At 48.6% G+C, this 25,143-nt stretch carries 19 protein-coding genes; 5 read left to right on the top strand and 14 right to left on the bottom strand.

Annotated features, from left to right (window positions below; translation table 11 throughout):
- Positions 1 to 32 precede the first annotated feature (32 nt).
- On the bottom strand, positions 33 to 554 hold the full coding sequence (locus AAHB90_RS11225) for a hypothetical protein (protein ID WP_342085137.1): 522 nt from the start codon (positions 552 to 554) through the stop codon (positions 33 to 35).
- Positions 555 to 668: 114 nt separating this feature from the next.
- The gene (locus tag AAHB90_RS11220) at positions 669 to 1,265 is read right to left on the bottom strand and encodes a Crp/Fnr family transcriptional regulator (RefSeq protein ID WP_342085136.1); all 597 of its coding nucleotides are present in this window, start codon (positions 1,263 to 1,265) and stop codon (positions 669 to 671) included.
- A gap of 310 nt (positions 1,266 to 1,575) precedes the next feature.
- Between AAHB90_RS11220 and AAHB90_RS11215 the strand changes: the two genes are divergently transcribed.
- Both AAHB90_RS11215 and AAHB90_RS11210 read left to right on the top strand, forming a co-directional pair.
- Positions 1,576 to 2,040, top strand: coding sequence for a hypothetical protein (locus tag AAHB90_RS11215; RefSeq protein WP_342085135.1), 465 nt, complete (start codon positions 1,576 to 1,578; stop codon positions 2,038 to 2,040).
- Entirely contained in the window at positions 2,040 to 2,444 is a 405-nt protein-coding gene (locus AAHB90_RS11210; RefSeq protein ID WP_342085134.1) for a hypothetical protein, read from the top strand. Before AAHB90_RS11215 ends, AAHB90_RS11210 begins: the two co-directional genes overlap by 1 nt.
- A 262-nt stretch (positions 2,445 to 2,706) precedes the next feature.
- On the opposite strand, the gene AAHB90_RS11205 is transcribed toward AAHB90_RS11210, so the two are convergent.
- The 7 genes from AAHB90_RS11205 to AAHB90_RS11175 all read right to left on the bottom strand — a co-directional run bounded on the left by AAHB90_RS11205 (position 2,707) and on the right by AAHB90_RS11175 (position 19,058).
- Complete coding sequence (locus tag AAHB90_RS11205) at positions 2,707 to 5,022, bottom strand: glycoside hydrolase family 44 protein (protein WP_342085132.1); 2,316 nt, start codon at positions 5,020 to 5,022, stop codon at positions 2,707 to 2,709.
- Between the two features lie 133 nt (positions 5,023 to 5,155).
- Positions 5,156 to 6,052, bottom strand: coding sequence for a hydroxypyruvate isomerase family protein (locus AAHB90_RS11200; protein ID WP_342085131.1), 897 nt, complete (start codon positions 6,050 to 6,052; stop codon positions 5,156 to 5,158).
- 53 nt (positions 6,053 to 6,105) lie between these two features.
- Positions 6,106 to 8,235, bottom strand: coding sequence for a glycoside hydrolase family 44 protein (locus tag AAHB90_RS11195; protein WP_342085130.1), 2,130 nt, complete (start codon positions 8,233 to 8,235; stop codon positions 6,106 to 6,108).
- 402 nt (positions 8,236 to 8,637) lie between these two features.
- Entirely contained in the window at positions 8,638 to 9,831 is a 1,194-nt protein-coding gene (locus AAHB90_RS11190; protein WP_342085129.1) for a hypothetical protein, read from the bottom strand.
- A gap of 12 nt (positions 9,832 to 9,843) precedes the next feature.
- A complete protein-coding gene (locus tag AAHB90_RS11185; RefSeq protein WP_342085128.1) occupies positions 9,844 to 11,424 on the bottom strand; it encodes a RagB/SusD family nutrient uptake outer membrane protein in 1,581 nt (526 codons plus the stop codon).
- 49 nt (positions 11,425 to 11,473) lie between these two features.
- On the bottom strand, positions 11,474 to 14,614 hold the full coding sequence (locus AAHB90_RS11180; protein ID WP_342085127.1) for a SusC/RagA family TonB-linked outer membrane protein: 3,141 nt from the start codon (positions 14,612 to 14,614) through the stop codon (positions 11,474 to 11,476).
- A 295-nt stretch (positions 14,615 to 14,909) separates the two neighbouring features.
- Complete coding sequence (locus AAHB90_RS11175) at positions 14,910 to 19,058, bottom strand: hybrid sensor histidine kinase/response regulator transcription factor (protein WP_342085125.1); 4,149 nt, start codon at positions 19,056 to 19,058, stop codon at positions 14,910 to 14,912.
- A 145-nt stretch (positions 19,059 to 19,203) separates the two neighbouring features.
- On the opposite strand from AAHB90_RS11175, the gene AAHB90_RS11170 reads away from it, so the two are divergent.
- Complete coding sequence (locus AAHB90_RS11170; protein WP_342085124.1) at positions 19,204 to 20,088, top strand: AraC family transcriptional regulator; 885 nt, start codon at positions 19,204 to 19,206, stop codon at positions 20,086 to 20,088.
- Positions 20,089 to 20,118: 30 nt separating this feature from the next.
- Here the strand turns inward: AAHB90_RS11170 and AAHB90_RS11165 are convergent, their stop codons facing one another.
- Complete coding sequence (locus AAHB90_RS11165; protein ID WP_342085122.1) at positions 20,119 to 20,340, bottom strand: hypothetical protein; 222 nt, start codon at positions 20,338 to 20,340, stop codon at positions 20,119 to 20,121.
- Positions 20,341 to 20,345: 5 nt separating this feature from the next.
- Positions 20,346 to 21,002, bottom strand: coding sequence for a response regulator transcription factor (locus AAHB90_RS11160; RefSeq protein WP_342085121.1), 657 nt, complete (start codon positions 21,000 to 21,002; stop codon positions 20,346 to 20,348).
- 225 nt (positions 21,003 to 21,227) lie between these two features.
- On the opposite strand from AAHB90_RS11160, the gene AAHB90_RS11155 reads away from it, so the two are divergent.
- Positions 21,228 to 22,337, top strand: a complete 1,110-nt coding sequence (locus AAHB90_RS11155; RefSeq protein WP_342085119.1) for a fatty acid desaturase family protein — start codon at positions 21,228 to 21,230, stop codon at positions 22,335 to 22,337.
- A 110-nt stretch (positions 22,338 to 22,447) separates the two neighbouring features.
- Positions 22,448 to 23,302, top strand: a complete 855-nt coding sequence (locus tag AAHB90_RS11150; RefSeq protein ID WP_342085117.1) for a transglutaminase family protein — start codon at positions 22,448 to 22,450, stop codon at positions 23,300 to 23,302.
- 62 nt (positions 23,303 to 23,364) lie between these two features.
- Here AAHB90_RS11150 and AAHB90_RS11145 read toward each other — a convergent pair whose 3' ends face one another.
- The 3 genes from AAHB90_RS11145 to AAHB90_RS11135 form a co-directional block, all read right to left on the bottom strand.
- Positions 23,365 to 23,832, bottom strand: coding sequence for a hypothetical protein (locus AAHB90_RS11145; RefSeq protein ID WP_342085115.1), 468 nt, complete (start codon positions 23,830 to 23,832; stop codon positions 23,365 to 23,367).
- A 192-nt stretch (positions 23,833 to 24,024) separates the two neighbouring features.
- The gene (locus AAHB90_RS11140; RefSeq protein WP_342085114.1) at positions 24,025 to 24,369 is read right to left on the bottom strand and encodes a cupin domain-containing protein; all 345 of its coding nucleotides are present in this window, start codon (positions 24,367 to 24,369) and stop codon (positions 24,025 to 24,027) included.
- 166 nt (positions 24,370 to 24,535) lie between these two features.
- Entirely contained in the window at positions 24,536 to 25,054 is a 519-nt protein-coding gene (locus AAHB90_RS11135) for a helix-turn-helix domain-containing protein (RefSeq protein ID WP_342085113.1), read from the bottom strand.
- Between the last annotated feature and the right edge of the window lie 89 nt (positions 25,055 to 25,143).

Raw genomic sequence — 25,143 nt, 5'->3', positions numbered from 1 at the left:
ATCGCTCGCAGGCTCTCTCTTTTTTGCTTCCCTTAAAACCGGTAGCCCAGATGGATCGTCGGAAAAATGGACCAGCTCGCCTGCGAATAAGCATGCCCGCTTTTTGTTACTACCGAAGGGTTAAATGAATGGATCAAACCTACCCACGGTACCAGGTAAAGGCCTTTAAACTGACGTTCTTGTTTACCAAACATGAACCGGTAACCCGTTCGCAATCCAAGGGTCACACCGCTTACAGACTGGGTGTCTTCGTCGGACTTCAAACCAATCTTGTCGGTGGCATAATCCGATTGCAGGCCAAAGAAAAGCCCCCGGTTTGGGCGTAGCAGGTAATCGACCTTTACTCCGCCTCCTGAGCTAAAAACCGAGAAAAGTTTATTATCGAGGGCAAAATCGGGCTGTTTAATCCCGAAAACACCGGCATCAAACCGCAAATGCCCTTTCGTATAGCCAACATGAAATGAGTACCCGTTAAGTATGAAAGCAATCGGGTCTGCCTCGACCTCAAACCGACCGGGAGAAGGCTCGCGCTGAGCATTACTTTGAAAGGACATTAACATGACAAACAGGATTATCATCCAGGAGCGAATCATAGTATTTTTTGTTTTTTGATGAGTCGCAAAGATATTCCCTGTCAAAAAGGTTATTCCTTAACAAAAGATAAGAAATCAGCCCGATTGGGCAATCCGCCGGCGGATCCGGCTGAGCGAAACCGGCGTTATTCCCAGAAACGTGGCCAGGATGTATAGCGGTACGCGCTGGACCAGATGCGGATACTGATGCGCGAACAGCTCGTACCGTTCCTTGGGACCAGCCAGAATGTAAGATGACAGCAGTTGCTGCGAGGCAACAAAACGGGCCTCCATCACTTTTCGCATGAGCACATGGGTCTTAGGGACCTGCTCGTAAAGTGCGTCAAGCTTATCTTTGCTGAGTACCAGTAAGGTGCAATTTTCCAGTGTTTCAAGATTTTGTGTGCTGGGTTGCTGCCTGATGAAGCTTTCCAGGCTGCTGGCGAACATGTTTTCACAAAATATAAAGGCAGTGATCTGATCATTGTCTTTGGTCTTATAAAATAGCCGGACCAAACCGGAGGCGATGAAATAGATTTCCTTTTCAATTTCCCCTTCACTGGTAATGACCGTTTTGCTGTCCACGGCCCTTTCCGTAAAAGCGCCGCCCAGCAAGGCCCATTCCTCCTCCGAAAGCGAGACAAGACTTTCAACCATTAATCTGAGGTTATTGTGGGCACTCGAATTCGTCATTGTTTTTTAAAATAGGCCGGATAGATAAAGTGAATGGCATCAGCATGCCCACACCAGGCAAGTTAATGCGTGGTAAAATACCGGTTTTTCCATTTCTAAGTTGCATTATCGGTATGATATTTTCTCCCGGTGGCCAGAGGGGCGTTCAATGGGATGTGTTTAAAAGGATCGCGGAACCAGCGCCGGTTGATTGGGGGGAGGTGAGCCTCAAACGTTCTTGTGGCTGCAACGTCAGAGGAGATTCTTTTTTTGCTTTAATTTGTTATCTTGTCCAACCAAGGTTTACTGAACTAAGATAAAAACGTCAACTATGATCGCCACCAAGCCAAATATTCACAGACTCACTCAGGGACTGAGAAAGGCTGTTTCTACCCCGGCAACCGTAAAAGGCGCGAAAGATCAAAAGGATTTAGTTTCATCTATAAGCCTGGCCATCAATAAATTAAAAGACAACCTGATAAGAAAAACGTCAAGTGCCAGAACCGTCAGCACCTATCTGGCCGAACTCACCTGGGTTGATATCACAGACGAAAAGGTAAAGGAGACAGTAGTAGGATTACTTGATTCCTCGCAGGTTTGGTATAGTATGGAGCAGGAATACATTGAAACGGTTCAACCAGTAATAACTAATGGAATAGCCGCGAAAGAGTTCGAAGCCTACAAAGAAGCAATCGAGGATTTGGGTGAAGCCATTTCTGATTTAACATCTGCGGTTATTACATTGCCTAACTCTAGGGAATTCAATGATGCAATGGAGGAACTTTCAAATCTTTAATGAAAATCTTCTGCACAGCCGAGTTCGAGAAAATATTTAAAAAGCTCAGTAAGAAGAATGCTTACAGAGATTTGGAAAGAGAAATCATTGAATATTTTTTCGCGGAAAAGATAGACTTCTCGGGTGGCAGACGTTTGGGAGGGCACGCAGAGAATCCATACATTAAAAAGCGTCTTGGAGGATCCGGCGGTTACCGAACTTATTTTTATGTTATTGTCAAAGACAATAATCTGTATTTAATGTTCCTCCATCCCAAAACCGGCCCCGACGGATCGCCAAATATAACTGACGATGCAAAAACACAACTTCTTAAAAATTTAATTTCAGATATTAAATTGGGAAGATTGCTTTCGGTTACCAAGCATGAAACCAGGAAGCAGTTGATATTTAGAGCGTTGGAATAATCAATGTGTCCGCAATCTTTTACGGTTTTAATATTCATTTCTTTCAAAAATATAGCCCCGGGATTCTGAAACGGCATTTTCTTCCGTTAAATCGGTCCAATGTCTAGTTAATTTTCAAGTAAGCTCTTCCACTCACATCCCATACCAGAGAAAAATCAACTCTTCTATTTTCTAGCCATGATAAGGCTGAATTTAACAGCTATATGCAAAAAAGCCGTCTTCCAATCAGGAAAACGGCTTTTCTGTGGGTTGCGGATGTAGACTATTTTTTAAGAACCCTAAAAGATTTTGACCAGCTTACGCCTTTTACCTTCACCACGTACAACCCGGGTTTCAGCGTGGATCCCAGTGTCAATGCATTAGAACCGCCCGAATGCGTGGAAGTTTCCACTGCTCTTCCCGCCATGTCAAAAAATACAACATCAAATGGCTCGCCGGAATCCGGTACTTCGAGTTTGAAATTCGAGACGAAAGGATTGGGATAAAATTTGATTTCGGAATCCTCAGGGCCATTTAAATCAGGCAACAATGCGCTTTGCCTTCCATTCGGTGAACCCACAGTCGTGATCGACCATTGCTGATTGGAGCTGCTGCTGGTCTGCCATTGGCCTAAATCCACCCCATCTTGCGAAGTGCCTAAACCATCGATGTACAGACCGGTAGCGCGGTTTTTATACTTCACGTAGCCTCCTGCTGCCTCCTGCGACCATTGCTGGTTATTACTGTTGCTGCTTGGCTTTTGAACAACGCCAGCTCCATTGGTTGCGCTTCCATTGCCATCCAGGTACAGGCCTGACGCCCGGTTTTTTATTTTCACATAACTTCCGGTTGTTTCAAATGACCATTGTTGTGCCGTGCTGCCGCTGGAATGCCACTGGCCCGCAAGCGAACCATCCGAATATCGGTACATGCCATCCATCAACATTCCGGTGGCCCGGTTGTTAAAGGTAACATAGGTGACCGAAGGCGCTTTCAGCAGAATAGCCGTCGTGGAAAGCGCAGGAACGGTAATGGTCAGGGAGTTGGAGTTGACGGATACCGTGCCTTGCTGCAATGCATTTTGGGTATGCGATACGAACGTCTCAGTTGCCGGTAAGGAGGCCAGCCGCAGCGTTTGGTAATTGCCGTTAGCCACATTGAAATTACTCAGATTGATCGTAACCGTGCGGGAACCGCTCATGTCACGGTTTACCAGCATCACCGTCAAAGAATCGGCGCTTTCGTTTACCGAGGAATAGGCAGAAACCGTGGTTTCCAGGGAAGAAGTGCTGGATACGCTGTATTTCTTGGCGTTGCGGGCAAAGAGGTGCAGTGTTTCCCACATTCCGATAGACCAGTTCCAGGGTGAAAACAATTCCACGCCATTGTTGGCGAATGTGCCAAGGTGCGAGGCATAGATAACCGATTCAAGGCTTGGGTTGCTGCCCGACATCGTGCCCCACTCGCTCAAACCGGGCGTTATGCCATGGTTGGCGCCAAAATGTTCGGTTAACCAGCCGTCAATCCGCTTAAAAATATATTGCTTCGTAAGGGAGGTATCCCATCCGCCCGTACTGGTCCTGATGCCGTTCGAACCCGGGTAATCATAGGTTTCATCGTAATAAATCCGGTGCCCCTGTAATGCCTCGGTATCGTTATTATAAAAGGGATAGTTGTGAATATCCAGTACATCTACCAGTTTGATACCAGTTGCCTTATACTCGTCACCCAGGCGTTTGATGAAATACTCTATCCAGGGATAATACCTACCGTTGATGTATATACTTTCATTGGACCATTTGTACCACTGCCATTCGGAGGTTGTAACCGGACCGCAAAGCTTGATGCCCGGATATAAAGCTTTCGCTTTCTTGGCGAGCTCTATGTAGCGGTCGACAAATACGGCGGCTGACAGCTGGGTCGGCATTGCCCAATCGTGCGTGCCGCTCCATATATCTACCTCGTTATCCATACTCCAGTAAACAAACTTGCTTTTATTGAACCCCTTGCCATTGGTCCCAAACCAGGAGTTAAGAATGGCTACCGAAGAGTCGGCTGGCCAGGGCTTACTGAACAGATCCTTGTTCCCATCCACCAGGGCCGCTCCCGAGGCATCCGGATTAGGTGTGCCGCCACCAGCAAGATTCTGGTGATAACCATTCCACCCCGGGTGGGCCTGCATGTAATCCCAGTCGGGGAAATTGTTCTGCCCGCTGGATGCGACCCGGCCCAGTAACTGAAAAGCAAACATGCCCTGAATGTTGGAGAAGTTGTTATTAATTCTCTGCGCATTGGCATCCCAATCGGCACCGTAAACATTGTTGAACCAGTCGGGATGAACCGCAAGTTTTTGACGCCAGTTGTAAGCAGACGCGTTATTTCCCCCGTTCATCCGCGCAAAGCGCAGTCCCGCATCCTTGTAAAACTGGTCTGATTTGTCGAAGCTTTCGTTTCGTCCGTAAATGTAGGGTGAAATAAGGCGTTTGTTCTGAGTCGCGTTCACTGAAACAGTGACGTTCTGCGCGAAGGCTGTGATCGTTGAGCATAACAGTGCCCATCCCAGGCACATTGTGGCCAGGTAAAGTACTCGTTTTTCCATCTTGAATTCCTTTTAGTTGGTTTGCTTTCTCTTTCCTTTTTGAATTATGGGAGGGCATGCATTCACCAGGAATCCGCTGGCCGGAGGGAGAGGCCAGCGGATGGAATTGAGTTTTTCGACGGTCAGCGGACCGTCAGGCAATGTCGCAAATGGTAACACCTTGTTTCAAGGATGCAAGATCGTCATTACGGCTTGGGATAAACTCCTGGCCGACAAAGCCCTTATAACCTGTATCGGCAATGGCCTTCATGATAGCCGGATAGTGAAGCTCCTGCGTTTCATCAATTTCGTGTCGGCCGGGGACGCCGCCTGTGTGGTAATGCGCGATGTATTTGTGGTATTTCCTGATGGTGGCAATTACGTCGCCATCCATGATTTGCATATGGTAAATATCATAAAGCAGTTTGAATTTCTCCGACCCGACCATCTCGCATAGCCCGGCGCCCCATTCCGTACGATCGCACATATAGTCCTTATGATCTACTTTACTGTTCAGCAGCTCCATTACGAGCGTAACATTGTGTTTTTCAGCAAGCGGCATCAATTTGCGAAGTGCAACGGCACAATTCATCATGCCATCCACATCGCTCATACCCCGACGGTTCCCGGAGAAACAAATGATCTGATTGTAACCAGCTGCCTGCACTTTGGGAATGATATCGGTAAAACCTTTGATCAGCTCCTCATGGTTTTTGGGATCATTAAAGCCTCTATCCAGGCTTCTGGTAAGGCCTTCTCCCCATGGAAGCGCACACATCAGGCCATGTTGCTTCAATATCGGCCATTCTTCCACTCCGCAAAGTTCTATGGAAGTAAGTCCTATTTTCTTTGCCTCCACGGCAAGCGTTTCCAAAGGGATTTTGCCGTAGCACCAGCGGCAAACGGAGTGTTTGATTTTTCCGTTGAGTTTAGGGCCAAGGCTTTTTTGGGAGGCAGCCATGACGTTGGTAATCGATAACGGCAGGCTCAAAGCTCCCGCTCCGGTGACAATGTTTTTCAGTGCGGTACGTCTGTCGGTTGTACTTTTCATTCTAACTGGTTGCAGTTTATGGTAATTAATGTTGTCAGGATTGTTCGCCCCATTTACTCTACAAGGACATCAAATGTGTACACTCCCAGCGAGATCAGGTACAGGCCTTTGGGAAGGTGCGAAGTATCATAAGAGCTCTCCGAAAAATCGGTTTTGTCGTCTAAAACAACTCCCGCCGTATTCCGGACAACTAACCGCCTTTTGGCCGGCGGAACATCGAAATTCAGTATTCCCCTGACCGGATTGGGGTAAACGATCATTTTAATCCCGTAGTCATTTTTCACATGGATACTACGCGAAAATGTATAGCTATGGTCAAAATCCAGCTGTTTCAAACGGTAATAGGCGTTTGCCAGCGGTTTTTTGTCGATAAACTGGTAGTCGACGCTGACGGATGTTGTACCCTTACCTTTTACAGAACCGATTTTTTCGAACGCCACACCATTCTGACTTCTCTCAATTTCAAATCCCTCGTTGTCTGTTTCCTCTGCAGTGCTCCAACTCAATATATTCCCCTCGGATGAAGCCTTTCCCGAAAAACTGATCAGATGCACGGGCAAAGCAGTTTGGTTAGCCAGCAAAATGGCCGTTGTAGAAAGTGCGGGAACAGTGATAGTCAGCGAGTTTGCATTTACCGCTACTGTGCTTTCCTGCGACGCATTCTGGGTATGCGACACGAAAGTCTCCGCCGACGGTAAAGAGGCCAGCTGCAATGTTCGGTAATTTCCGTTGGCAACACTGAAATTGCTCAGATTGATCGTAACCGTGCGGGAGGCATTCATGTCGCGATTGATCAGCATTAGTGTTAATGAGTCGGCATTCGTGTTTACGGAAGCGTAGCCGGACACCATGTTTTCATCGGAAGAAGTACTCAAAACACTGTATTCCTTTGCATTCCTGCTAAAAAGGTGCAGTGTTTCCCACATACCGACAGACCAGTTCCACGGAGCAAACAATTCGACACCATGGTTTGCAAATGTGCCCAGGTGCGAACCGTAGATCACAGATTCGAGGCTTGGATTGCTGCCCGACATAGTGCCCCACTCACTTACACCCGGCGTGATGCCGTGGTTTGGCCCAAAATGCTCGGTTAACCAGTCATCGATACGTTTGAAAATATACTGTTTGGTAAGCGAGTTATCCCATCCGCCGGTGCTCGATTTAAGGCCGTTTGAACCCGGATAATCATAGGTTTCATCGTAATAGATCCGGTGCCCCTGCAATGCTGCGGCATCATCACCATTATACCAGGGGTAATTGTGAATGTCCAGTACATCCAGGAGTTTGACACCGCTCACCTTGTACTCATCGCCAAGGCGTTTGATGAAATACTCCATCCAGGGATAGTACCTGCCATCTATCCATATACTTTCGTTGGACCACTTGTACCACTGCCATTCAGAGGTTGTAACAGGTCCGCAGATTTTGATGGTGGGATCTATGGCTTTGGCCTTCTTCGCTAATTCAATGAAGCGGTCGACAAATGCGGAAGCCGATAACAACGTCGGCATAGCCCAGTCGTGTGTCCCATTCCAGATATCTACCTCGTTATCCATACTCCAGTACCGGAACTGGTCCTTGTTAAGTCCCAAACCATTCGTACCAAACCAGTGATCAAGAATTGCTACCGAAGAATCGGCCGGCCATGGCTTGCTGAACAACTCAATATTTCCGTCAACGAGGGCCTGGCTCCCGCCGCTGGTATTAACTTGTCCCCCACCCGCTAAATTCTGCCCGTGCCCCGACCAGTACTGCGATTGGTTGAAAGCCCAGTCGTTGAAGTTATTACTGCCGTCGGATGCAACTCTGCCCAGCAATTGAAAAGCAAACATCCCTTGCATCCCGGAAAAATTGGCATTCACTTTCTGGGCCAATGCATCCCAATCAGCAGGGTAAACATTGTTGTACCAATCGGGATGGACTGCCAGTTTTTGACGCCAGTTATAGGCTGATGCATTATTCCCCCCGTTCATCCGCGAGAAGCGCAGCCCCGCATCTTTGTAAAATTGGATAGGCCGATCAAGGAAATCATTCTTCCCATATATGAATGGTGAAATCAGGCGTTTGTTCTGCGTTGCATTTACTGAAATAGTGACATTCTGTGCAAAGGCTGTGATCGACACACAGCACAGAAATGTGCAGACAAGGCCGATTTTTGCCAGGTAAAATATTGGGGTTTTCATTTTAAGTTCTTTTAATTGATTTGTTTGATTTTTCTCTTGTGGGAGAATCATAGTGCGCGTGTTATCCATTGGTACCTGCGTCTCGCACGGGTTTCTTTATCAAACTCCCATGTCAGGGGCGTCGATGTGATGCTTATTCTCTACCTAGTAAGCGGCCCTCCCCGGGCGGCCCTTCCCAGGGTGGCCCTTCCCAGGGTGGCCCTTCCCAGGGCGGCCCTTCCATCCCACCAAAATGGTACCACGCCTCGCTCTTTTAGCCAGTCTGGTCGCATTCAGTTAACCAACGGTCAACAAAATAATTTGGGTAGTATTTTGCCTCAACCAGTCTGTTGATTCATCGCTGTAAGCGCCGAGGCGGGAATCCACTTTTCTATTGAAGGTCGGGCCAGCGAAGGGTTGTCGTCATTTGCGGATATAGTTGTGAATGGCAAATTCGGCCTTATTCGGATCCTTGAACGCGAGTTGCATTCTGTCCTCTTTGAGACTGATCACATATGCTTTGGACCAGACCTGATCCCTGCCCATATTGAGCGGAACGGCGCCAGTGAACGAGATGGTTTTTGTCTTGGTGTCTAAAAAGTAGCTACCCTGGAAAGTCCCGCTTTTGGCTATCCCTTTTTGGGTAACCTTCACAACAGCCTCGGCCGAACCGCCTTTGATGCCGAATGTCATCGTGCCGTAGTCCTGCAATGCACCCATCCAGCTTTCATAACTCGCATCGTACAGCCAGCAATCTCCCCCTGCTTTGGTACACTGGTTATCCCAGCCGTAATCGACGCCGGAGAAGTACAATGGACCTTTGAATTTGGCTGAACCGCCCTTTGCATCCAGGTCGAGTACCCACGTTTTCTCTTTGCCTATTCCGCCTGCGAGCAATGTGAACAAGGGATCTTTGTAATATTCCAGGATGGCGGGGTCGAAAATCACGATGGAATAATTGATTGTGTCGACTGCTGTCCCATAAGTGATTTTATTCGCCAGTAAAGGATCCGCGCCGGAGAAATTGCCTGGAACCTTCACGATCACACTCGAATCGGTGTAGATAGCCCCGGTCAAATTGGCGTCCACTCCCTGGAATGCTATTTTCGTCGCGTTTTTAAGGTTATATCCAACAATGTTAACAGTCTGCCCGGGAAGCAATCTGCTCGCAATCGTATCCTTGGGCGCTGCGGCGTAATTTCTGATGCGGGAAATCATAGGCGAACCCGTGATGTTGATGCTAAAAGATGTGGAACCGCTGCTGTTGACGACCGTAACGATATTCACCTTATCTCTTGCCACCGAATCGAACGGAATCGTTGGCACCTTCACCACAATACTTTGGGCGGTCATTAAAGTCTGGTTAATGGACGCCGGGATACTGCCGAAATAGACCTGAGAAACCTCTCCCAGGTTCTGCCCGAGCAATACCACCCATTGACCGGCTATCAGCGTTTGCACCACGGTGTCGCTGGGCGATGCCTCGTAATTTCGGATTTCAGTGATAAGCGGTGGCGAGGCTACGTCATCCTTTTCGCAGGCAGAAAGTACTAGTAAAACCGCAGCAATGCAGCCAAACAGAAGAAAACTTATTCTGTTATATATGATCTTTTTCATTTCTCTTGATTTTTAAAACGAGTAAGGCACGGGAGCTTCTAACAATTTGGGATTAGCCGTCGCTTCCGGCGAGGGTATCGGGAATTTGAATGTAGTGGTGTTGGCCGGCGTAATGGCTGCCAGCGGGTCGCCCTTTGTTACAACGCCGCTGTCATAAGTGAACAGGATCCGTTCCTGCTCGTTAAGCTTCTTGATAGCCTTGGGTTCGTTGTAATAAGAAAGCCTTACCAGATCTTCCCAAAAATGTCCTTCGGCCGCCAGCTCCACTCTTTTTTCCCTGAACAGGGTCTCAGCATCCAGGGATGTTACCGGCGCAAGACCGGCCCTGGTGCGCACTTTGTTGAAATACAACAGCGCATCCGCATTGGTTGTCGAGGCATTGTTGCCCATAACAGCTTCTGCATAGGTTAAATACACTTCGGCTAGCCTTAACAATGCATTGTGCTCGGTAGAAGACGTCAATGTCATCGTCGGGGCGCTGTTATCCACCCTTGTACCAATGATGTGTTTTTTTAGACCAGCGTTTCCACCAAATTTAAAACCTCCGCCTGCCGCATTCAGTTCAGCGTAATAGTCGCCCTTAAGCATGATGGTGGCCTTGCGTCTGACGGTGTCTTCCGGCGCATATTGCTTATACAAATCGTAAGTAGGCGATATCGAATACCACCCGGCCTGTCCCGCGGCCGAAATCTCGGTACCGCCTGGTGAATAGATTTGCAGCATATTGCCTTCCAGCCACCCGGTTCCGGCCGCCCATTGCAATGCGAACAGGGACTCCTCATTATCGTTAAACTTCGTTTTGAAAAGATCCGCATAGTTGGGCAGCAACGATAACCCGCTTTGTTTGCAGACGTTACCCGCATACAGTTTGGCGCTGTCAAGAAGAGCCTGGTTACGCGGCCCGTTGCCTTTGGCATCCAATCCCGCCCAGGCCAGGTATACTTTCCCCAGCATACCTTGTGCGGACCATGTCGTAACCCTTCCGACATCTTTCACAGGAAGGTTCTTTGCCGCAAAAACCAGGTCATTCACAGCAAACTTGTAAACGTCGTTGACCGTGTTGCGGTACACCAGCGGAGCACTGATGAGGTCCGTATTGTCCTCGATAATGGGGACATCCCTCCATAGCAAAGCGAGGTTATAGTAAGCATATGCCCGTAAGAACTTCGCTTCGGCAATAGCCGCATTCCGGTCTTTTTCAGGAATGGAAGCCGGTGCCTTTTCCTGAATAGCCTTAATGGTAACATTGCAATGCGCGATGATCTTGTACATGGATTTCCAGTTCGCAATCATAATTTCGTTGCTTCCGCTGACCGAAAATGTATGCAGCTGTACAGCATCGCCCCAATAGTTCAAAGCCATATTGCCGCTGAGAACCTCACCGATGGGCAGGTAGCAATTATAATTCCATTCTCCCCACGGCTTGCCACCATACAAAGCCGCCGTTGCCAATCTGAGGTCATTGGTAGTCTGATAAAAGTTGTCTGCGCTGATCTGCGACAATGGCGGACGATCCAAAAAGCTTTCATTGCATCCGGCTGTGAATACGCCCACGAAAAGCAAGGCCGACGCCAGTTTATTTTTTATTTTCATTGCTCAATATTTTAGAATTCACATCAAAGAAGTAATAGCACCGGAGGCCTTATTTGGTCAATTGCAAACTCGCGCCCACGGTGAACACACGCGGTTGCGGGTAAAAACCACTGTCATACCCGGCATTCAGCGGGTTCCACGAACCGATCTCCGGATCCATGCCTTTGTACTTCGTGATCAGGAACGCGTTGGATACGTTCACATACACCCGCAATGCGTGGATGTGTGCTTTTTCAAGCAGTTTGTCCGATACGGTATACCCCAGTGAAATGGTCTTGAACCTGATGAAAGACCCATCCTCTACATATTTGTCCGACGCCCTGGTATTGCCGTTTGTATTGTCATTTCTGATTCCCGGAATATCCGTTTCAGGATTGACCACGTACACATTATTGATGTCTGTGGCAGGTTTCTCCGGATCGATCAGGGCCAGTTTTGCGTAGTTGTTCAATGCTTTAAGATATCCGAAGCTTGTGCCCGGGTACTCGCCGTTCATGCGCATCTGATTGAATACCTTGTTACCGTAGTTCCCGGTCAAAAATACATTCAGGTCAAATTTCTTGTAGGATATGGAGTTGTTCAATCCCAGTTGAAGCTTCGGGATCGGCGAACCCAGATAGGTCTGATCACGCTCATCGATTACCCCGTCGCCGTTGAGGTCCTTAAACTTAAGGTCGCCATACCAGATACTCCCTCCCGCTGCGCCTACCGGTAAAGGAACCCCGTTTTTAGTCGGTAATGCGTGCGTCTCGAAATCCTCTTTTTTCGCGAAAACACCGTCTGCCTTGTAGCCATAGAACTGGCCGATCGAATTTCCTACAACCGTCTGACTGTAAGGATACCCCACCAGCGAGGCGCCGTCGGTGTTCAGTTTCAGGACTTTGTTAATGTTACGTGATACGGTCAGATCGGTTTTCCAGGTAAATGACTTTCCCTGAATGTTTGTCGAGCTTATTTTAAAGTCAAATCCTTTGTTGTTGATCGTTCCGACATTCACGTACGGGGCATCCAGCGCGCCGGGTGACCATCCCACGGTCGTCCCCGAATAATAGGGCAACGGTATCTGCATTAAAAGGCCATCGGTTTTGCGGTTATAGAAGTCCACGGAGAAGTTCAGGCGCCAGGATAGCAACGCCGCGTCCAGACCTATATTCGCGTATTTCGTTTTCTCCCATTCCACATAAGGGTTTCCAATGTTTTCAGTAAGCTGGGATATACCCGACAAACCAGTGGCAACGGTAGCTAACGTAGATGTATATGCGAAGTCCCGCACATTTTGGTTGTTCGTCAAACCATAACCTACCCTAAGCTTCAACTCATTGATATCCTTGAAGCTCTTCAAAAAATCTTCGTTATGTATCTTCCAGGCTACCGCACCCGAATAGGTAGTTACCCACCGGTTTCCGGCGGCGAATCTGGAAGACCCGTCGGCGCGTACGTTGCCGGTGATCAGGTACTTATCGAACAATCCCAAATTCAACCGGCCAAAGTATGACTCCTGGGCATTCTGGCTTTTGGAACCTGAGTTGGTAGCCGAAGTGGGATCACCGCTGCTGATCACCTGCACGTTGTTGGATGGAAAATTCATGCGGCCCGCCGATACATTTTCCCCTTTGCTCAGTTGCGCCTCGTGCCCCACCATTAAATTCGTATTGTAACGGTCGTTGAAAGTGTGTGAATAGGTTAGATAGTTTCTGATGGTGGTGTAAATGCTCTGACTGTAACCATACGATCCGCTGTTGCTATTGTTTTTCACAAGGCCCATCGTGTAGCTGGGATTAAATTTATCCTCGGTGCCCATCGAAAGGCTGCCGGTTACCTCATTTCTCAAAATCAATGATTTACTGAACGTGATCTCCGCATATGCATTCCCGAACAGCTGATTTCTGTTCGCCTGATCTTTGTTGATCGTCGCCACAGCGAAAGGGTTGATGGTACTGTTCACCCAACCGTTAGGGTTATACGCACCGCCCCAGCTGCCGTCGGAGTTTTTGACGGCTATATCAGGCGTTTGACTAAGTGCGGCATTGATAACGTTCGAGCTGGTGGTATTTACGTTCTCCCGGATATTCGCCAGTTGCAGGCTCGTACCGATCTTCAACCAATCGGTCGTCTTGTTATCCAGGTTAAGCCTGACGGATATTCTCCTGAAATCGGAGCCTGTTGCAATCCCTTCCTGCTTGAAATATGAACCTGAGAACAGGTATTGCGTTCTGACATCGCCTCCGTTGATCGTAACGGTGTGGTTGGTCATAGGCGCGTTTTTGAATAGCTCGTTTTGCCAGTTCGTACCTTCCCCCAGGTATTGGGGATTGGCCAGTTCAGGCCGGGTATCGAACCCCCAGCCCAAACCGGCGTTCCGCTCGTTGATGAAGGTGGCGTATTCCCGTAAATTCATGGTAGGGATTCTCTTAGGGAGCTGTTGAAAGCCCGTATAGAAGTCGTAAGAGATCCGGGGTGGCGTTACCGCGCCACGTTTGGTGGTAATGATAATCACCCCATTCGTTGCTTGTGAACCATAGATAGCGGTAGCAGATGCATCTTTCAGCACGTCTACCGACTCAATTTCAGATGGGTTGATCGCAGCAAGCGGGTTCGTACCAGCGCCCATTGACGAGGCTCCGCCGATGATCACGCCGTCAATTACATACAAAGGCCCGCCAGACCCGAAAGAAGATATCCCCCTGATCTGAACGGAAACCCCTCCGCCGGGTTGTCCCGATATCTGCTGGACGACCATCCCTGCCACCTTGCCCTGCAATGCCTGATCAAAGGTAACCGGGTTCGTTTTACGGAGTTCGGCACCGCTTACCGAGGATATGGAGCCCGTAACATCCTTTCTTTTGGATTCCCCATACCCGATCACCACCACCTCCGAAAGCGTGGCGATATCCGGCTGAATCGTGATATCGAAGTAGGTTTTATTTCCCACAGGAATTTGTTCCGTCAGATACCCGATGAAGGATATTTTCAGAACATCCTCAGGCATTGCCTGAATAACAAACTTCCCGTCAGGATCCGTTGAGACTCCCATTGTTGTCCCTTTTAGCAGAATGGTCACGCCCGGCATGGGGCTTCCCGTTTCGCTTTTCACAATTCCTGACACCTGACGTCGCTGCGCGTGGGTCACCATACACGAGAACAAAATGAGGGCAGCAATACAGAAGCATCTGTAAATTTTTTTCATCATTGATTTTTACCTTAAGCAGTTACACAATGCGGTTTGAGAACAGATTCCCCTCATTACAATAGTCCCGGAGCAGGCGCGCCACCTACCTTATCCGACTATCACAATAACAGGGTTTCTTTGCATCAAAGGTAGATCACCAACGAGCTATGGATGGGTACGAATTTGTCCGAAAGAGGGGGATAAAAAGTCCAGAATGGTATTAAAGGGCCAAAAAACAGAAGAAAATTAATGCTTCGACGGTTACAAGTTTGCAGAGGCCCGACACGATCCGGACGGGGCCTAGTCAGCTCGCGCGCTATGACCTGCTTGGCTCCCGCTTACCGCACGAGTATTCGGAGGGGAGTACCTGGTAAAACTCTTTGAAGTAACGGGCGAAATATTTAGGGTTATTAAAACCCACCTGATAGGCGATTTCAGAAACCGAAAGCTGGCTCTTCTCCAATAGCTGGGCGGCATGCTGCAACCGGATATCCCGGATAATTTCCAGCGGAGATCTGCCCGTGAGCGACTGAACCCTTTTAAAAAACTGCGAGCGGCTTATACCCATCTCCCGGGCCAGGTCGGTCACTGTAAATTCGGCATTGGAAACGTGCTTCTCGATGGTCTGGACCATGTCCCTGAGAAATTGCTGATCCAGCGGCGTGATCTTCAGTTCGCTTGCCTTGATACCATTTCTCGATGCGAAAAGGGCATGCAGATTCTGCCTTGTCGAGATCAGGTTCCGTATCCGGGATTCGAGTATCTGGAAGTTGAAAGGCTTGGGAATATAGTCATCTGCGCCTGCCTGAAAACCTTCAAGATATTGTTCATCCTCCGACCGCGCAGTAAGCAAAATAACCGGTGTGTGGGAAACCCGCTGATCCGATTTCACCATCCGGCAAAAGTCGAGCCCGTTCAGCCCGGGCATCATAATGTCTGTCACGATCAGGGTCGGGCGTTGCGCCAGGGCCTTTTCCCAGCCCTCCTCCCCTGTCGACGCTTCAATTACGTTGTAAGACTGTTTGAGGTTATCTTTCAGGTAGAAACGGAAATCTTCATTATCCTCGACGATCAGAATGAGCGGCTTGCCTGCCGACCCGTGTTCGCTCTGGATTTGCTGATCCGTCACCAAAGGCTGCTGCACAGGCTCGTTGACAACCTCATGTACCGCCTGGGTCAGTTTTCTCAATGACAGTACCACGGCAAAACAACTTCCTTTTCCGACTTCACTCTCTACCCGCACAGACCCTCCGTGGATGCGCACGAATTCCCGGGTAATGGCCAGACCAATACCGCTCCCCTGGTTGATGATCGTATTCGGCAGATCATTCTGAAAGAACCGTTCGAAGATCAATTCATGTCGTTCAGAAGGTATTCCAATGCCTGTGTCCCTGACTTTGATCTCTACCATATTGCTTTCGCCGGCATCCTTAACCTCGACCGTTACGGACACTTCGCCGGGCCCCAGCGTAAACTTAATCGCGTTTGAAAGCAGGTTGAACAAAATCTTTTCGAGCTTGTCATGGTCAAAGTTCGTCTCCAGTACCGCGACATTCGAATGAAAGGTAAGCCGGATATCTTTTTTCTCAGACAAGTCCGAGAATGAATAGACCGTATTTTTAATGAACTGGACAATATCGCCGTCCGAGGGTTGAAACCGGATTCCATTTACTTCCAGCTTTCTGAAATCGAGCAGCTGGTTGACCAGGTTCAACAAACGCTTCGCATTTCTTTGGATCAGTTCAAATTGCTTAAGATCCTGGCTGTCCACGGCGCGCTCGGTCAGCTTCTCAACCGGCGCAAGAATCAGTGAAAGCGGTGTACGGAGCTCGTGGCTCACGTTGGTGAAGAATCTGGTTTTCAGCAGGTCCAGCTCCTGTGACCGCCTTGCTTCTTCGCGGGTCTGCCGGATATCGAATTTCATCCTTTCCCTATCCTGGATGATCTTGCGGATGGCCAGGAGCAGCAACACGATCGCCAGCGCGTAGACGACATAGGCCACAGACGATTTCCAGAAAGGAGGAAGCACTTTAATGGGCAGCGATATCCCTTCATTGTTCCAAAGCCCGTCGTTGTTGGATGCAATGACCCGGAAGGTATAGTCGCCGGCATCAAGGTTGGTGAACGTTACTTTCCGGTTGCTGGCATCGGCGGTCAGCCAATCGTCATTAAAGCCTTCCAGTTTATACTTGTATTGGTTTTTGGCGGGCTGTATAAAGCTCAGGGCCGCGAATTCAATGGAAAAAACATTATCACTCGCCTGCAACACAATTGAAGGGTTTGTCGTGATCGAAGCAGGCAACGGCGACTCGCCCTGCGCAGGCGGAACCGGATCGATACTGCGGTTAAACAGTTGAAAATCAGTAAACGCCAGGCGTGGGGCAATTTTATTTTGACCGAGATCCTGCGGTCTGAACAGGTTGAAGCCATTGCCACCGGCAAAAATCAATTCTCCATTTCTGGTCCTGAGCGCCGCATTCTCGGTGAATTGCCTGCCCTGCAAGCCGTCCATCTCCGAATAGTTCCTGAAACTTACCCGCAGGCCTGCCTTACCGGAAGAAATGGTCGCGCAGGACAGCCCGTTCGCGGTGCCCAACCAGAGCCGGCCATTTTCGTCCTCCACCATCGACAGCACCGTTTTATGAGAAAGGCCATGTTTTTCGGTGTAGTTGACGAACGTGTTCGATTCAGGCTTCCATAGGCTAAGCCCGCCTCTTGAAGCGGCCCATATCCTTCCTTTCGAATCCTCCAGTATCTCAAAAATATCGTTGTTGGCAATAGAGGCGGGATTGTTTTTTTCATTTTCGAAATGGACCAAATCCCCCGAAGTCTTCATCACTACATCTATGCCGGTGGGCGTTCCGAACCACATATTACCTTTCGAATCCTCGAAAATGGTGGGAACATAGGTGGAATACAACGCCCGCTGCTTGGGATGGTGGTACCTGGTAAAACTTTTTGTGCTTCGGTCAAACAGGCAAAGCCCGGCGTCGAGGGTACCGATCCAGAGTCGTCGCTGCGAGTCTTCGCATATCTCCCAAACGCTTCGTCCCGGAAGGCTGTTAGGCCTGGCAGGATTATGCTGGTAGCGGGTGAATTTTTTCCCGTCAAAACAGTTCAATCCGCCGAGAAAAGTCCCTATCCATAATTTGTTTTCATGGTCGAGGCACAAACTGACGATGCCATTGGTGCTTAAAGAATGCGGATCCTTCGGATCGTGCAGGTAGGTAGTGAATTTTCCGGTCCGCCGGTCGAAATAGATCAGTCCCCCGCCATTGGTCCCGAGCCAAAGGTTGCCTTTGGCGTCTTCGACAAACGCATTGATGTCTTCATAAGGCAGGCCCTGGGGCGTCGAATACCGGTTGATAAGCGGGAACCGTTTCACGTTCCTGTGAAAGTAATCCAACCCGCTTTTGTAAGTACCCACCCAGATCACCCCGTCGTCGTCTTTAAGCATGGAGGAAACCGAATTGTGGCTCAGCGAATGGTCATTCTGCGGCACATGCGGCATATGGGTCATCGACATGGTTTTTTTATCCAGCACATCGATCCCCACCTGCCCGGTGGAAATCCAGACGTCACCCCGGTCATCGCTCACCACGGCCGTAACCATATCGGAGCTCAGGCGGGCACTTCCAAAGGCCGTTCCGAAATACTGTATCTTATTCGTTTTCCTGTTCAACCAGGCCACCCCCATGTCGAAGTTGGTGGGGTAAACCCAAATGTCCCCATCCCCATCCGCTGCCATCCCGCATTGCAGTCGGTCGTTCTTGCTGAGCCTGCGGTCATAAAAGAAATTGAACCTTTTAACCACCCGCACACCCCGTTTGTCAAGGACTATATTTTCAACAAGCCCATTGCCATGAGCGATCCAGTAAGTACCATCGGCGTGCTGTACGATCGAGGTGACGTTATTGCTGGCGATTGAAGTCGTATCACGATCGAGATGCCTTATCGAAATGGCCTTTCTGCTTTTTTCGTTGTAACAGATCAGTCCGTCGTTTTGCATGACAAACCAGTAATTGCCCCTGTTATCCGCTATGGCAGCTTTCAGATCGACAGCTTTCCGAATGGAATATGCCTGAAAACCTTGGGAAGGCCGCGAGAAAGTTTCGGTTACCGGATCATAAATGCAAGGGCCGAGGGTGGTAATAACCCCCATTTTGCCACCCGGCATCTTTATTAACCCGGCAATATCATCGTGGAAAAGTGATGTCGAATCGGATGCATCGTTGCGAAATACCCTGATCGTGTAACCGTCGAAGCGGTTGAGGCCTGATTCGGTACCAATCCAGAGGAAACCGGTTGGATCGCGATAGATTGCCTTTACATGAGCGTGGGAAAGACCCTGGCGGGCATCAATGTGTACAAACCGGCGCTCCTGCCCGACGGACCTTAATGCCGTGTGAATCAGTAAAAACGTCATCAACACGCGAGCAGCCACCAACAAACTTGATCGTTTCACCACAGAATTTTTAGACTGTCCACATTTATCCACTCTAACTGACAGTCAAAACTAGCCTGCCCTGTTAATTTAAATTGTACCAAAACAGACTTTTTTTTGACTAAAACAGATTTTTTCTACTTTTAGGCCAATTTTCTCACAGATTATGAACAAGCGGTTTCTCAGGCAAACGTTGTCTCTTCTCAACACGGATTATGTCAAGCTCGATTCGAGGTGGAACTACAAAAATGTGATCAGCCCCTATCATCGGATCTACTACATCGATGCGGGCGCCGGCAAGATTTCGGACACATCCAAAACGTTGCCGCTTGAAGCGGGCTACCTCTATATTATCCCCTCCTACACGCTTTGCAATCTGGTTTGTGAAGGCCATCTGAGCCAGTATTTTGTGCAATTCTTTGAGGAGTCGACAGACGGTACTTCCTTGTTTTCCGATGTTCGCCTCGTGCACAGGGTAAAAGCCAGTGAAATTGACCTGATGAACTTTCGCCGACTGGTCGACATCAATCCCGGACGGGGCATCAATCGCTCCGACAATCCGCAAGTCTACGAAAAAAACATTTACTACAAAGAGTATCAGGAGCTCAATAATCACCAGAAAATCTCCGACTTTCTTGAAACGCAGGGCATTCTTTTTCAGTTACTGTCGCGCTTCACGATTCCGGAGATATTTCAGGCCAACGAACCCAAGGTCATTCCAGCCAAAATCCTGGACGCGATGCGATTCGTATATGTGAACCTGCATTTGCCGCTCAAAGTCAAATTACTCGCTGAACGGGCCAGCCTGAACGCGGAGTACTTCTCACGCCTGTTTGAAAACCATACGGGTACCCGTCCGCTGTCATTCATTTATGGAGCGCGGATAGAACGGGCTATTCATATCATGGCAACCAGTCAGGCATCCAACGCCGAAATCGCATCTCTGACCGGCTTTGAAAGCCTGTCGCATTTTACCCGGGTATTCAAAAAGGTTACCAGCCTGGCACCCAGCGTTTACCGAAAGCAAATGAATCTCCCCCGGATCGAATAACCGTGTTGAAAGCAAAGTTCAGCGTGTGATTTACCGGAGCGTATCCAGGTATTGCCTCACTTCATCGAAAATATGCTTATTGCCCTTATTGGGTACATTGCATTCCAGCAATCGTGTCAAAAGGTCGATAGGCCTGGACGTAAGCGCTTCCAACTCCTGCATCAATGCCAGGTTCAGTCTTTCCGAGCTCTGATGCCTGTTGCCTTCCATGATGGGATAGACCTTATCAGCGATTTGTTGGGCTAATTTCATGTTGTTTAGTTTTCATTTGTCCCCAAAATCTCTTTAAGCGCGAGAACATTGTCGATGCCCAGTTTTGCAAAAATGGCGGCTTTAAATGTGCTGATCGTCGATAAATGAAGGCCTGTTTTTTCGGCGATGGACGAAGTCGACATTCCTTGCACCAGGTAATCGGCCACTTCTTTTTGCCTTCGCGTGAGCAGGTCCCACCGTTTCTGGGGGGTGTGGCTTGCGATCAGGTATTCAAATATGAGCGCCATTTGCGTAACGCCAAGATATCGCTTCCCATTCAAGACCGCGGCTATGCAAGCCAGCATCTCCGACACGTCGGCATATCTGGACAGGTAGCCGTTTACCCCCTTCTTAAAATAATCAATGATTACCTCCGGCTGCATTTCCGAGCCATATACGATCAGTCGCGAACCGGCATATTTCTGCCTGATTTCCAGGATTGATGGATATCCCTCCTCCTCAAAATCGGCATGCAGCACACAAATGACCAGATCGGGTATCAGCTGGCCGGCGTCCTGATCATATTCCGTGATCTCCTTCGACTCGACGATAAGTGCTTCCTTGAAATTTTCCCTCAGAAGAATAGCTAGCCCCATGCGCATTACCGGATGGGTATCAAAGATTACAAATGTCGGATGGCCTGGCGCCGGGTGGATATTCATAAGTAAAGGTAGCTGCAATTAACATAGCAATCACCTTTTCCCCGGGCATATTACAAACGCTCCGAAATATCGAACAGCATGGACAAATCAATCCAATTTATTCGAGAAACCTCTACAATAAATATTGATTTTCAGCGTTTTATATCAAACGGCCCTTGCCAGAGCAGATTTAGCATCCTGTATCTTCCCGAGTCTTTTTGCACAACGGACTTAAACAGGAAGGCCATGAATACACAGGCAAAAATCAAATTTGTCGCGATCGACAAAACCCTCTTTTTTCCTACGCTCAAAAGAAGGGTTGAGCAGCATTTCATAGAAAATCACAAATCCAGATACGGCAACCACTCGATGGGCTTTAAAACCATCGTCTTATTGGCTGCCTACATATTGCCATTCGTGGCCATACTGCTGATCGCGCCTCCATTCTGGATCAGCGTCTTCCTGTGGCTTTTGATGGGCGCAGCCATTTCGGGTATCGGCATGAGCGTAATGCACGATGCGAATCACGGAGCTTTCTCCAAAAATCCTATTGTCAACAAATGGCTGGGCTTTACGATTTGTCTTGCCGGCGCGGGGGTATCCAACTGGAAATGGCAGCACAATATCCTGCACCATACCTACACCAATGTGGCCAACGTGGACGAGGACATTAAAGACCGGGGGGTTATCAAGCTGTCGCCGCATGAGCACGTAAAACCCGCGCACCGCTTCCAGTGGATCTACGCCTTCTTTTTTTACGGCATTCTGACGCTCTACTGGGTTTTGCTCAAAGATTTCATTCAGTACGCCAATTTCATCAAATCCGGGCTAAACCCTCAGACTAAACGGGAGAACCTGCAAATGCTCGCCGGGATGATCCTGATGAAGCTGGTTTATTTCGGCATATTCTTTGCGCTACCCACACTTATCTTTCATATTCCGTTCGGATCGATCCTGGCCGGCTTTTTAGTAATGCATTTCTCGGCGGGTCTGATTCTAACGGTCATCTTCCAGCTGGCGCATTCGGTGGAAGGCACCCAGTATCCGCTACCGAATGCCGAGGGGATTATCCAAAAGGACTGGGCTGTACATCAAATGGAAACGACGGTCAATTTCTCGCCGCGCAACAAATGGCTAAGCTGGTATATCGGAGGCCTGAACTTTCAGATCGAGCACCATCTTTTTCCAAAAATCTGCCATATTCACTACCCGGCAATCGCTCCTATCGTCAGGAAAACGGCTAAGGAATTCGGACTGCATTACATGGAGCACCAAACCTTCTGGCTGGCTGTAAAATCGCATATCGCCACGCTGAAAAGATTCGGAATGCCCCGATTTGACGAAGGAATTGTGTAACTTCCGTGCGCTCTTCATATTCTTGTTCCTAGTATGTCTGTTCCTGAATGGAATGCTTACAGGGTAGCGAACATCGCTGATATACCGTCGTCTACCTGTTAAAGATTGCTATGACCTTAATAAGCATTTTTCATAAAACCGTCTATCGCTACGACAGAAGCGTCTTTCTCTCAGCGCATCTGGTAAGGCTTAAACCGGCCGCCCATTCACCAGCCAAAATCGAATCCTACGACCTTCTGGTCCAGCCCGCGAGCCATGTTGTGCACTGGCAGCAGGATGTGTTTGGCAATTTTATAGCCCGGGTAGATTTTGACGGACCGATGGAGTCCATGACTTTGACGGTCCAGCTGAAAGCACAGTTGCGGGCCTATGACCCGTTCGACGTCCGCATAGATGACTATGCGCAGAAATTTCCGTTCAATTACCCATCCAGCCTGCGGCAAGACCTTCTTTCCTATCTGGAAGTTATCGGTCAGGGGCCCCAATTTGCAGCATTTGTAGCTCAGCTGGATCTGGCAGACCAGGATATCCTTGGGTTTCTTGTCTCACTCAATAACACGATCTACACGCGGATCGCCTATATCAAAAGAGAGCAGGAAGGTGTCATGACTTGTGAGCAGACATTGGAATATAGCACCGGCTCCTGCCGGGATTCTGCCTGGCTGTTGGTACAGGTAATGCGTTACCTGGGGCTGGCCAGCCGCTTTGTTTCGGGATATCTGGTACAATCGGATGCGAATAGCATGCCGGTATCGGTGGATTTGCACGCCTGGGCGGAAGTATTTATTCCCGGCGCGGGTTGGATAGGATTGGACACTACTTCGGGGTTATTCACCAGCGAGGGGCACATTCCGCTGGCGGCGACGCCTCGGCCGGTGGATTCGGCGCCTGTTACAGGGACCACGGGTCCCTGCATTGCTTCTATCCGCTACGAAAATACCGTATCGGCCGCACAGCCGTCCTGACCAGTGCCTGGGGCTGAATGAAATCCGGTTCTTTCCACGCCGGACAATGATGGGCTTTCAGATCAGTACATCGGCTCACCATGAACGGGAGGTTGCATGCCCGCCAGTTTCTTTTCATCCTCCTGAATACTGGCTTTCAGCGAGTTGATATCCTTATCGAGTTTTTCCAGACTGTATCCGGCTTTCCGGGCCCTTTTGGCATCTGCCTTGGCCGAACCGGCGCTGTTGCTGGCTCTGCGGGCTAGTTTACGATCCTGGGATTCTTCTCCAAGTTTGTCTGCCGCCTGTATATTGGCATCTGCCGATTTCTGTGCATTCTCCGATGTTTGCGATACCGCCATTACTTTTTCTTCCCGCTCGTTTTCAAGCTTGGCCAGTTCCAGTTTGTTTTCGTTTAACCTTTTGCCTATTTCCAGCATTTGTCTTTGCTCTCTCAGGTTTGAAAGGGAATCCTTTGACACTACTTGCGCAGTTAAGGGGAAAGCGAGCATTATTAAGCTCAGGGCGGATATAATTCGGTTGGTTTTCATGATTCCATGTTGTTTAAAGTGTATCTGTTCTTTTCCAAATCGTCCTGCCAGGGCTCTGCCACGACCGGATAATGCTTTATAATCAGTTCACTAAGTCCCCTATCCTAACGCTTGCGCATATACGGGACACTTTCACCATTTGTGTAACATTTCAAAGGATAGACCCTGGGGAGCAGCCAAATATTAGTCAAATCATTCATAACCACTTTTTATCACTGTCGAAATCATCTTGAAAGGCTCTTTGGCGCAAAAGGAATTTCGCTGATGTGCGGGAATGATAATTCCGTGACCCAGCGCGAGTTTGTGTTTCTTGCCGTCAATGATAATTTCAGCGGAACCGTCGATAATCTGAATGTAAGTATCAAAGGCAGAAGATTTTTCTGCGATTTCCTCTCCGGCATCAAAAGCTGAAACGGTGACATTACCTGTCGTTTTTTTGATGATAGTCCTGCTCAGTACCGCATTGGGTACATACTCGATAATCTCCACGATAATATGGGCCTTCGCCTTTTCCATCTCCTCGCTGTCGTTGTTCATATTCGCTATACTTTCCTGAATGCATCGGTGATACCTGCAAAGGTCGGCATTGATCAGACCGGAACTGTTACACAACAGGCCTCAATAGTTACATTGATCACTGATAAACGGGTTTATCCGGACCTGGACGAACCCGGGCAGAAGACCCAGCGACCGGAGAGCCAGATCATATATTTTCCAGGTTGCTCTCGCGCTTTTGCCGGAGTTTTTTATAATATGTAGGAGTAAGGCCTGTCACCTTTTTGAACTGATTAGACAGGTGCGCTACGCTGCTGTAGTGCATTTTGTAGGAGATCTCTGTAAGGTTCAAGTCTTCATAGAGCAGTAGCTCTTTGACCTTCTCTATCTTGTGATGAATGATAAATTGCTGGATATTAATCCCTTTGACCTCGGAAAAGATGTTGGAAAGATAAGTGTAGTCATACCCGAGTTTTTCGGCGATGTAATCCGAATAATTGGTTTTGGGAAGTTCATCCTGATAATGGATCATCTCCACGATGACATTTTTGATTTTTTCAATCAAGATGCTCCTTTTATCGTCCAGTAGCTCGAGGCCGGATTTGAGCAGATTCGTTTTAAGCGCTTCGTGCTGCTCGGGTGTAATATCTTCCAGGATTTCCACACTCCCCAGATCCACCACCACGTAATGCAAGCCAAGTTTTTTCAGTTCTTGTTGCACCATCATTTTGCACCGCAGGCTGACCATGTATTTGATATACAATATCATAATAGAATAAGCTCAGTAATTACATCGACGGTGAAATTCAAACGCCG

The organism is Dyadobacter sp. OTU695, from assembly GCF_038440355.1.
Taxonomy (GTDB): Bacteria; Bacteroidota; Bacteroidia; order Cytophagales; family Spirosomataceae; genus Dyadobacter.
This window is presented reverse-complemented; position numbering and strand designations above follow the sequence as displayed.

Coding starts and splice junctions, on each gene's coding strand:
- AAHB90_RS11225 (WP_342085137.1), bottom strand. CDS start 554: ATGTCCTTTCAAAGTAATGCTCAGCGCGAGCCTTCTCCCGGTCGGTTT.
- AAHB90_RS11220 (WP_342085136.1), bottom strand. CDS start 1,265: ATGACGAATTCGAGTGCCCACAATAACCTCAGATTAATGGTTGAAAGT.
- AAHB90_RS11215 (WP_342085135.1), top strand. CDS start 1,576: ATGATCGCCACCAAGCCAAATATTCACAGACTCACTCAGGGACTGAGA.
- AAHB90_RS11210 (WP_342085134.1), top strand. CDS start 2,040: ATGAAAATCTTCTGCACAGCCGAGTTCGAGAAAATATTTAAAAAGCTC.
- AAHB90_RS11205 (WP_342085132.1), bottom strand. CDS start 5,022: ATGGAAAAACGAGTACTTTACCTGGCCACAATGTGCCTGGGATGGGCA.
- AAHB90_RS11200 (WP_342085131.1), bottom strand. CDS start 6,052: ATGAAAAGTACAACCGACAGACGTACCGCACTGAAAAACATTGTCACC.
- AAHB90_RS11195 (WP_342085130.1), bottom strand. CDS start 8,235: ATGAAAACCCCAATATTTTACCTGGCAAAAATCGGCCTTGTCTGCACA.
- AAHB90_RS11190 (WP_342085129.1), bottom strand. CDS start 9,831: ATGAAAAAGATCATATATAACAGAATAAGTTTTCTTCTGTTTGGCTGC.
- AAHB90_RS11185 (WP_342085128.1), bottom strand. CDS start 11,424: ATGAAAATAAAAAATAAACTGGCGTCGGCCTTGCTTTTCGTGGGCGTA.
- AAHB90_RS11180 (WP_342085127.1), bottom strand. CDS start 14,614: ATGATGAAAAAAATTTACAGATGCTTCTGTATTGCTGCCCTCATTTTG.
- AAHB90_RS11170 (WP_342085124.1), top strand. CDS start 19,204: ATGAACAAGCGGTTTCTCAGGCAAACGTTGTCTCTTCTCAACACGGAT.
- AAHB90_RS11165 (WP_342085122.1), bottom strand. CDS start 20,340: ATGAAATTAGCCCAACAAATCGCTGATAAGGTCTATCCCATCATGGAA.
- AAHB90_RS11160 (WP_342085121.1), bottom strand. CDS start 21,002: ATGAATATCCACCCGGCGCCAGGCCATCCGACATTTGTAATCTTTGAT.
- AAHB90_RS11155 (WP_342085119.1), top strand. CDS start 21,228: ATGAATACACAGGCAAAAATCAAATTTGTCGCGATCGACAAAACCCTC.
- AAHB90_RS11150 (WP_342085117.1), top strand. CDS start 22,448: ATGACCTTAATAAGCATTTTTCATAAAACCGTCTATCGCTACGACAGA.
- AAHB90_RS11145 (WP_342085115.1), bottom strand. CDS start 23,832: ATGAAAACCAACCGAATTATATCCGCCCTGAGCTTAATAATGCTCGCT.
- AAHB90_RS11140 (WP_342085114.1), bottom strand. CDS start 24,369: ATGAACAACGACAGCGAGGAGATGGAAAAGGCGAAGGCCCATATTATC.
- AAHB90_RS11135 (WP_342085113.1), bottom strand. CDS start 25,054: ATGATGGTGCAACAAGAACTGAAAAAACTTGGCTTGCATTACGTGGTG.